This window comes from Chamaesiphon sp. OTE_20_metabat_361, assembly GCF_031364565.1.
Genome location: NZ_JANLWO010000035.1, coordinates 1 through 5,108, shown reverse-complemented (window position 1 = coordinate 5,108; position 5,108 = coordinate 1). Strand labels below are relative to the sequence as shown.

The following is a 5,108-nucleotide window of genomic DNA, read 5'->3' as shown; positions in this document are numbered from 1 at the left end:
GTTTCCCAAGCGGGAAGAAATGGAAAGTTTGCGCGATGCGTGGATTGCTCAATTAGAGACAGTACCGCCAGGAAATACTGGTGAGGGTGGAGTTTGGGCGACAACTGTGGGTGAAATTGCTAAAGCGGCGATGTCGGAATCGGAACGAGTCGCTTATGAGGAGAAAAAACTCAAACTGCGCCGAGCGATGGCGGATAGTGCTTTGAGTCGGGAATTAGATGCAGCGGCGATTACCGACGAGCAAAAACGCGAACATTTTGCCAAGGCAATGACTGAGGATAATTGGAGTGCGGTAATTAAGGAGCAGACAGCAGAAACGCTCTAAAGTTGTGGTTTGGTAATAGAACGTGAATTTGGGTTAAAGATATTTGTTCCGCACCAATACCGCACTCGATTTAAATCGGTGCTAGTGATGCGACGTCCGCCTACGCGGACTGAATATCTTAGTCCGCGTAGGCGGACTTCGCATCACTAGCACCGATTTAAATCGAGTGCGGTATTGGAGCGGAGCAAATATCTTTAACCCAAATTCACGTTCTATTACCAACCCACAACTCTAAAGAGTTTCTGCTGTCTGCTCCTTAATTACCGCGCTCCAATTATCCTCCGTCATCGCCGCCGCAAAATGTTCGCGTTTTTGCTCGTCAGTAATTGCCGCTGCATCTAATTCGCGACTTAATGCACTATCTGCCATTGCCCGTCGCAGCTTGAGTTTTTTCTCCTCATAAGCGACGCGTTCTGGCTCGGACATCGCTGCTTTGGCAATTTCGCCCACTGTAGTCGCCCAAACGCCACCCGCACCCGTATTTCCTGATGGCACTACCTCTAATTGGGCAATCCACGCATCGCGCAGGCTTTCCATTTCTTCCCGCTTGGGAAACTTAAATACTTGCACCCGTACCGCCGCACAGACATCGCTGCCATGCTCGGCAAGATGCCCCTTGAGTGAGGTCAACACATTGCGCGAGTATCCCACATATTGAGTGCGCTCGGCGGTATCTACAACCGCGTATACCCCCGCCACCCGCGCATTTTCAGCTAGTACTTGCCAATCTGCTAGCGGAATGAGCCGATCGCTATCCAAATTTAATGGTGCTACTGTGGTGACGGCATGTTCGTCCGGCGCACCGTACAGGAAATCGTGCAAACCCTGATGATTGGCAGGGACATTTTGATGCTCTATTTGTAAATCAGGCGTATTTTCCACGATCGTCGATTCCGCAAGTGTAAGAAGCTAGCCACCATTGTAGATCTCGATCCGCTAAGCTCGATCGCCACTGATACCTTTCTTTGCGAGGATACCCGTTCGATCGATCGCACTCAAACTATTGATTAGCTCGAATATTACTCTAGCTTTAAGAATTTTTCTAGTGCCGACACCATACTGGGCGGCCAACGACGGGTATTTTTCACCCAGTTTAAATCTTTATACCGACTATCCAGACCAATTACTGCTACCCAGTTACTTTCCGCCTCACCGCGTTGACCATCTTGCCATAATGCGGCACTCAGCGCTGCCCGGACATCGGGAAAATCGCGATACTTTCTGACGATATTTTTCATGTTGCGAATCGCTTCAGCGATATCACCGCTCTGATAGAGAGCCAAAGCATAGTTAGCACGAGCGAAGGCAAAATCTGGTGCAATTGCTGAAGCCTTGAGATAGTTTTCGATCGCAGTATCCCATTGACCCAAACCCGCATAGGCATTTCCTAAATTATTGTAAGCCATCGCATCCTTGGGGTCGATCGACAGGATATATTGATAGTCAGCGATCGCGGCATCCCATTCACCCAGACCTTCTAATGCCGTACCGCGATTGAGATAAGCATCGGGGTAGTTGGGCAATAGCTCGATCGACTTATCAAAATCGGCGACTGCTTCAGTGAGTTTATTTTGACTGACGCGGGAGTTGCCCCGATTGCTCCAGATGGCTGGATTTTGGGGAAACAACTCGATTAGTTGCGTCCAATACTGTTCAGCTTTAACAAAATTTCCTTCATTTGTCGCTGTAAAAGCTTGAGTACGGAGTTTGTCACCCAATGCAAATTGGGCATCAGTGACATCGCTAGGTGCTGGCTGTGCTAAACCAGGACTAATTGGAGTTAACGCAATTAGCACGATCGCTACAATACTTACCAACCAACGCCACACCATAAGTTTATCCCAAGATTTCACCTCTAACTGTAGAGGAATTAGTCGCAACTATCAATACAGGAGCCATTCGAGCCAGTTGTTCTTACTAACCGCAGCCGATAACCCAGCGGTTATAAACCGCCGCTCTGCGAAGGCAGACGCTCCGCGAACGGAATGCAAAGTCCGCCTGCGCGGACTAAATTTATAGTCCGCGCAGGCGGACTTTGCTACATTAGCCGCGACTTTAGTCGAAGGCACTCTATCGATCGTTGCAAGTCAAATTTTTCACACTTCAATTTCTCTAATCAATCGCTGACGCATTCTCTGGGGGTCGCCACGATCGACTAATCGCCCATTTTCGATCAAAAATGCGCCATCGCAGTAGTCTAGCTCCTCGAGCCGATGCGTTACCCATAACGCCGTTAAGCCGCGACTTTTGACTAGTTCGCGGACTTGGGCGACTAGATCGAGTTGGGCATCGGGGTCTAGCAGGGCAGTAGGCTCGTCAAATAAAATTACCTCGATTTGTCTGGCGATCGCGCCCGCGATCGCGACACGCTGCTTTTGGCCGCCACTGAGAGCATAAATGGGTCTGCGGATTAGCTCGCCCAGATTGACCGCGTTGAGGGCTTCGGTAACGCGATGGCGGACTTGACTGGGAGTGAGATTCTCGGCAACTAGCCCGAAGGCGATATCGGCACCGACAGTCGGCATCACTAATTGACAATCGGGATTTTGGAAAACAATTCCCAATCCGCCCTGAATCTCGATCGTGCCAGCTTGAGGCGTTAGCAGTCCCGCGATCGACCGGAGGAGCGTCGATTTGCCGCTACCATTGGTGCCGAGTAGCATCCAAAATTCGCCGCGCGGTACAGATAAAGAACAATCATCAAGGGCAACCTTCCCAGATTTCCAGGCAAAGGAAAGATCCTTAACCTCGATTGCGGGTAATGATAAGCGATCGAATTCGGTCATAGATTCGAGACGGGAATGGGGGATGGAGTACTAAAACTCCTCACAATACTAGGGGCGTAAGCTCGCTCCTAGTATTGCATGTCGCGAGATCAAGCGCCAGCAAACGCTACAAAACCAGGCGTTTTACCCGAAGCTGCCGCACCGGATTTCTCATACATCTGAGCGGCGACGATCGCATCGGTCATCACACAAATTTTCTTTTCGGGTTGTCGATCGCACGACAATTCCAGCATCGTCACATCACTCCCACGCATGGCATCTAATACCTGTTGGTAAACGGTAGTCGCTTCCTCTACCGTCTTCCGCTGTACTGACATGGGCATGGCGGTACTTTTGAGCAAGATTTCGATGACGTACATATCTATATATTACTGAGTTGGGATTGGCTAACGATCTTAATTGTAAGCCGATTCTCCTTGCACAGACGATACCAACGCTAATTTGGTGACTGCTAAAATTTGGATCGGGGATCCCGATTACGCTCATCTATGACTATAATCTCAGAAGAGTAAGCACCGCTCGGTACTATCCACCTCAACATGGAGAGTTAAATTCTTACTTTTCATAAGTATTTATACTCACTTAGCTCTATAAATAAGCGTAAAATGGGTTATTTTTCACCAGAATCTTAAATTTTGCCGAAGAAAATGTAAAGATTTTACCCATTCCAACACAATTCTATTAGACTAAGTAAAGAAACGTAAACTGATTTAATAAATCGGCTAAGTACTCACGCAGCGGCTCACAATATCATTAAATGATGAGTCGATACGCGCAAACCACTGTCCTCATAATATCTGGAGATTTACTGCATCATGACCATTGCAGTTGGCAACCAGCAGGTCGAAAGAGGCATCTTTGATGCTGTAGACGACTGGCTAAAAAAAGATCGGTTCGTATTCGTCGGCTGGTCCGGTATCTTACTATTCCCATGTGCATTCATGGCCCTCGGCGGCTGGATGACTGGTACCACATTTGTTACTTCTTGGTATAGCCACGGTTTGGCTTCTAGCTACCTCGAAGGTTGCAACTTTCTAACTGCGGCTCTTTCTACTCCTCCCAACAGCGTGGGTCACTCCCTAATGCTGTTATGGGGACCTGAAGCACAAGGTGACTTCACTCGTTGGTGTCAACTTGGCGGTCTATGGGCATTTGTTGCTCTTCATGGCGCATTCGGTCTTATCGGCTTCATGCTCCGTCAATTTGAAATCGCTCGTCTAGTCGGGATTCGTCCTTACAACGCGCTTGCTTTCTCCGGTCCAATCGCCGTGTTCGTCAGCGTCTTCTTGATCTACCCCTTGGGTCAATCTGGTTGGTTCTTCGCACCTTCGTTCGGCGTAGCTGCAATCTTCCGTTTCATCTTATTCTTACAAGGTTTCCACAACTGGACGCTCAACCCCTTCCACATGATGGGTGTTGCAGGGATTCTCGGCGGTGCGTTGCTGTGTGCGATTCACGGTGCAACTGTAGAGAACACCTTGTTTGAAGATAGCGAAAGCGATAGTTCCAATACTTTCCGCGCTTTCGACCCTACTCAAGCTGAAGAAACCTACTCGATGGTAACTGCAAACCGCTTCTGGTCGCAGATTTTCGGTGTAGCTTTCTCCAACAAACGTTGGTTACACTTCTTCATGCTCTTCGTCCCTGTGACTGGATTGTGGATGAGTTCTGTCGGTATCGTTGGTTTGGCTCTAAACCTCCGCGCTTATGACTTCGTATCTCAAGAATTGAGAGCGGCTGAAGATCCTGAGTTTGAAACATTCTACACCAAGAATATTCTGCTCAACGAAGGTATTCGTGCATGGATGGCGCCTCAAGACCAACCTCACGAACAATTCATCTTCCCAGAAGAAGTATTACCTCGCGGTAACGCTCTCTAAAAAGCTTTGAAACATCGGAGGATAAATGTACAATCTATTTATCTTCCGGTTTTTTTTAATCCGTATTTTATAGTTAATCGATCTGAGGTACTGCAAGAGTGGAAACGCCCTTTAATA

At 48.3% G+C, this 5,108-nt stretch carries 6 protein-coding genes and 1 pseudogene; 2 read left to right on the top strand and 5 right to left on the bottom strand.

Going from position 1 to position 5,108, the window contains the following annotated elements:
• Positions 1-325: pseudogene (locus RMO35_RS00850) on the top strand (GIY-YIG nuclease family protein); the annotation flags it as partial.
• A gap of 231 nt (positions 326-556) precedes the next feature.
• Here RMO35_RS00850 and RMO35_RS00845 read toward each other — a convergent pair.
• The 5 genes from RMO35_RS00845 to RMO35_RS00825 all read right to left on the bottom strand — a co-directional run bounded on the left by RMO35_RS00845 (position 557) and on the right by RMO35_RS00825 (position 3,470).
• A complete protein-coding gene (locus tag RMO35_RS00845; RefSeq protein ID WP_309737903.1) occupies positions 557-1,207 on the bottom strand; it encodes a GIY-YIG nuclease family protein in 651 nt (216 codons plus the stop codon).
• A 137-nt stretch (positions 1,208-1,344) separates the two neighbouring features.
• Complete coding sequence (locus tag RMO35_RS00840) at positions 1,345-2,157, bottom strand: tetratricopeptide repeat protein (protein ID WP_309737902.1); 813 nt, start codon at positions 2,155-2,157, stop codon at positions 1,345-1,347.
• A gap of 51 nt (positions 2,158-2,208) precedes the next feature.
• Positions 2,209-2,394: a hypothetical protein gene (locus RMO35_RS00835; protein WP_309737900.1), complete on the bottom strand. Its 186-nt coding sequence runs from the start codon at positions 2,392-2,394 to the stop codon at positions 2,209-2,211.
• A 27-nt stretch (positions 2,395-2,421) separates the two neighbouring features.
• Positions 2,422-3,111: an ABC transporter ATP-binding protein gene (locus RMO35_RS00830; protein ID WP_309737898.1), complete on the bottom strand. Its 690-nt coding sequence runs from the start codon at positions 3,109-3,111 to the stop codon at positions 2,422-2,424.
• Between the two features lie 89 nt (positions 3,112-3,200).
• Positions 3,201-3,470 carry a hypothetical protein gene (locus RMO35_RS00825; protein ID WP_309737896.1) on the bottom strand — a complete coding sequence of 90 codons (270 nt, stop codon included), beginning with the start codon at positions 3,468-3,470 and terminating at the stop codon, positions 3,201-3,203.
• Positions 3,471-3,926: 456 nt separating this feature from the next.
• Between RMO35_RS00825 and psbD the strand changes: the two genes are divergently transcribed.
• Positions 3,927-4,991 (top strand): photosystem II D2 protein (photosystem q(a) protein), encoded by a 1,065-nt coding sequence (gene psbD, locus RMO35_RS00820; RefSeq protein ID WP_309737895.1) that lies wholly within the window; start codon positions 3,927-3,929, stop codon positions 4,989-4,991.
• Positions 4,992-5,108 lie beyond the last annotated feature (117 nt).

What these genes read in the sequence shown, in the direction of transcription:
- RMO35_RS00825 (WP_309737896.1), bottom strand. Translation starts at nt 3,470, where the DNA reads ATGTACGTCATCGAAATCTTGCTCAAAAGTACCGCCATGCCCATGTCA.
- RMO35_RS00840 (WP_309737902.1), bottom strand. Translation starts at nt 2,157, where the DNA reads ATGGTGTGGCGTTGGTTGGTAAGTATTGTAGCGATCGTGCTAATTGCG.
- psbD (WP_309737895.1), top strand. Translation starts at nt 3,927, where the DNA reads ATGACCATTGCAGTTGGCAACCAGCAGGTCGAAAGAGGCATCTTTGAT.
- RMO35_RS00830 (WP_309737898.1), bottom strand. Translation starts at nt 3,111, where the DNA reads ATGACCGAATTCGATCGCTTATCATTACCCGCAATCGAGGTTAAGGAT.